We start from the raw sequence: 3,431 nt of genomic DNA, 5'->3' as shown, positions 1-3,431 counted from the left end.
GCGACAGCCTCGGGCTGGACCTGGACCGGCTGGGTCAGGCGCACGCCGACACCGGCGCGCGCGGCCTGGAGATCACCAAGCAGGTGTCGCTGCTGGAACTGGACCCGGCCGCGGCGCTGAGGCTGGCCGCGAGCGGGTCGTGCGAGTTCACGCTCCCCGAAGAGCTGTTCGACCGCGACTTCCCCGGCCACTTCCGGCGTCAGATCCGCACCCTGGCCGTCACGTTCGTGGACGGCGGCGGTGCGGCGGTGCAGCCCAACGCCACGCTGACGCAGGTGGGCCACAAGACGGTGCTGGCGCCTGACCCGAAGGCGGTGCGCCACCTGGTCGACCCCAAGGAGCCGGCGCCCGCCACCCTGCGCGGCGACTGGCGGGCCAGTCAGCAGGTCGCGCTGTCCCAACCGGGAGAGGACCAGGAGAACAACGGGCTGTTCGAGCTGCGCTACGACGACCCCCGCTACCTGCCGTTCGAGGGCACGGGCGCGGTGTCCACGTGGCGGCTGGAGCTGACCGGCCGCCGGCCGACGGCGCTGCGGGACGTCGTGCTGACCCTGCGGTACACGGCCGCGCAAGGCGGCGAGGTGTTCGCGAACGCGGTGAAGGGGATGCTCAAGCCCTACCCGGCGGCCCGCTACTTCGACATCGCGACCGAGTTCCCGGACCAGTGGCAGGAGTTCGTCGACGGCGACGGGACCGAGCTGACCCTCCCGTTCCGCCCGGACATGCTGCCCGACCTCACCGGGCGGCGGATCACCGGCATCTACCCGCGCTTCGACTCGGCCGACGGGACCGCGCCGCGGTTGCTGCTGCACGGCGACCGCTCGATGGCGCTCACCCAGGGCAAGCTGCTGCTGACCCCGGACCTGCGCGTCGACGGCAACGGCTGGACGTTCGTGCTCGACGGCGACAAAGAAGGCCTGACCGGCCTCGGCCTGGTGCTGGCCTACCAGGCCGCAGCGGTCTGACGGGGAGGACCCACAGCGATGGAACCCAAGAAGAACAAGACCGCCACGACGCGAAAGCGGACCACGACCAAGAAAAAACCCGACAAGGGCAAGCAATCGGTCGACGTCAAGCTGTCGAAGCGCAAGCGCAAGAAGGACGACGTCGCGCAGGTGAACGTCACCGAGGACCTCCGCATCGTCCGCAGGTCCTGGATGAAGGAGGACCGCGAGCGCTGGACGGCGGAGAGCCGGAAAGCGGACAGGAGCATGCTCGAGAAGCTGCGCGGCGAGGGTGGCAAGGGCGAGGCCGAGGAGGACCCGTCCGGGTTCGAGCCGATGCCCCTCGCCATCCCGGTGTCGGACGACCCGGAGCAGCGCGGGACGCAGCGCATGGTGGCCAGTGCGACCGACCTGATGGACATCAAGGCACTCCAGGAGTTCCGGCCCGACGTCTACGGCAAGCTCACCGTCAACCAGGTCTGGGCGCTCGTCGCGGCCGAGCGCAAGGGCCTGCTCCAGCACGAGAAGGACCTGCGCCTGTCGGAGGCCCGGCTGGAGAAGCTCAACGCCCAGTTCAAGACGACCTACGAACCCGAGGACCTCCCCGTCATCCTCAAGGCGCTGCGGGCGCGGCGGCTGGCGTCCAACTTCTTCTTCTCCGTGCCGCCGGGCCGGAACATCGGCGTGGACACGAACGCGGACTCGCTGCTCGACCTCCTCATGGCGGACGACGAGGGGCGGTTCCGCAACGTCTGGGAGACCGGCACGTCCCAGGCGTCGGTCGATCCCGGTCCGCGCGGTGGCGCGGAGGAGAGGTTCGGGTACGCGGCCGCGTTGAAGCGCACGGAGGGAACCCCGCTCAGCATCTTCGGCGGCAAGTTCGCCACCGAACCGACCCCGGTGCCCTTCGACGAGGACGACACGTCCCCGGAAGCGGTGGAGCGGCGCAGGTTGCAGAAGGAGTACCCGAACTACGTCCAGCCCCGCGAGTTGCCCAAGTACGCCGCCGCGGTCGGGCCGTCGCAGGTGTACGGGGTCTCCGCCCGGTACGGCTCCTCGGTCATCTACTGGAAGCAGGACATCGACTGGCGCACCACCCGATCCCCGGGCGACAGCTGGAGCAACGACATGTTCCAGTCCGGGATGGCGTTCGTCAGCGCGAACTACCCGGAGTCGATCTTCGCCTACACCGACCCGTACATCGCCCGGGTCGCGGCGGCCGAGGCCACGAGCTTCAAGCGCGACCCGGAGCTGGGCGCGAAGGTCGAGAAGCAGGGCGGCGTGGACGTGTACAACTACATCGAGGCCCAGATCCACGGCGACCTGTCCTGGCGCGACGTCGACGTGATCGTGCTGAACTACGGGAAGTACGGCGGCATCTCGGGCGCCATCGAGGTCACGCTCGCCGATGCCAAGCGTGACGCCGCGAAGCTGACGCGGTTCGCGGAGGAGAACGGCTACGGGTTCACCGTCCACATCGGCAGGGAGTACGACGGAGGAATCGTATGAGCCGCGCGAAGCAGAAAGCCCAGGGCGAGGACTCCTCGAAGCCGCAGGCACGAAACCGGCCCTGCCCGGGACCAAGCGGAAGCCACCTCCGCTGAGTCCAAGCGGACCGCCGCGCCGAACGAGCCCTTGGACCGCGTCGAGGTGCGCCGACTCGCAGCGGCACTAGTGGGTTGTCACGCAGTCTTGGCCGGGTAATGGGTCCAGGTGCGGATGGGCGAGTCGGTGGCGAAGCCGGTCTTGGGTGTGGCGCGGGCGTTGCGCCAGCGGATGTAGGCGGCGATGGCGGCGTTCTGTTCGGCGTGGGTGAGGTGGTCGGTGCCGTTGAGGGCGAAGTAGTGCAGGGAAACGTCGCTCGGCCGGTGACGGCGCCGAAGGACCGCGGCTGTACGACTGGGCCGCCGCGCCCCTCCCGCCCGACCCCGACCAGTACAGCGACCTGTCACGGTGACTGCTGACCGTCGCACCATCGCCGATCCTGGCGAACTGGCGTTCTGCCTGTGCTTCGGCCTCACCGGCGCACCCGGTGACGAACTTGTGCGGGTCGCCGGAAGCTGTGGGCGGTCGAGGATTGCTTCCGGACCGCCAAGACCGAGATCGGCCCGGACCGTGCTGGGAAGAGTCACTACCAGCGGGAATGCACATAGTCACCCAAGTGCGGCTGGAGTACTGGACCACAACCGACCGCCAGGACACGCAGGTCGACAGCACCTAACGAAGTCCTACTAGCCCTCGTCGTCGTCGAGACGGGCACCTTCGATGGTGCGCATCGGTGGTATACCGCCAGCCTCGACATTCACGTTGTTGAGAACCCGCACCACGTCTTCCCGATCGACCAGACCTTTCTCCAGTAGAAGCTGCAACATTTCGATGGCCTGGGAGAGTTCTACTTTCCGCTGTTGCATCAGTAATCTGACCACGTCGTCTACGTCTTCGCCGTGCCCGGCCAGGCGCAGGGCGAGGAGGCGGTGACTTCCCGAC

General features: G+C 68.4%; 2 protein-coding genes and 1 pseudogene. 2 read left to right on the top strand and 1 reads right to left on the bottom strand.

The genetic code is table 11. The features are described from left to right. Positions 1-965, top strand: a pseudogene (locus tag AB0G02_RS32005) (hypothetical protein); the annotation flags it as partial. 18 nt (positions 966-983) lie between these two features. Continuing rightward, the gene (locus AB0G02_RS32000) at positions 984-2,453 is read left to right on the top strand and encodes a hypothetical protein (protein ID WP_360801572.1); all 1,470 of its coding nucleotides are present in this window, start codon (positions 984-986) and stop codon (positions 2,451-2,453) included. Positions 2,454-3,175: 722 nt separating this feature from the next. On the opposite strand, the gene AB0G02_RS31995 is transcribed toward AB0G02_RS32000, so the two are convergent. Beyond that, positions 3,176-3,431, bottom strand: a 256-nt coding sequence (locus AB0G02_RS31995; protein ID WP_360801569.1) for a hypothetical protein, incomplete at its 5' end; no start/stop codon positions are given.

The sequence above is a fragment of the Actinosynnema sp. NPDC023658 genome, assembly GCF_040639995.1.
Classification (GTDB): domain Bacteria; phylum Actinomycetota; class Actinomycetes; order Mycobacteriales; family Pseudonocardiaceae; genus Actinosynnema.
Note: the sequence above shows the minus strand (reverse complement) of the source record. Positions and strands in the feature narration are given on the sequence as shown.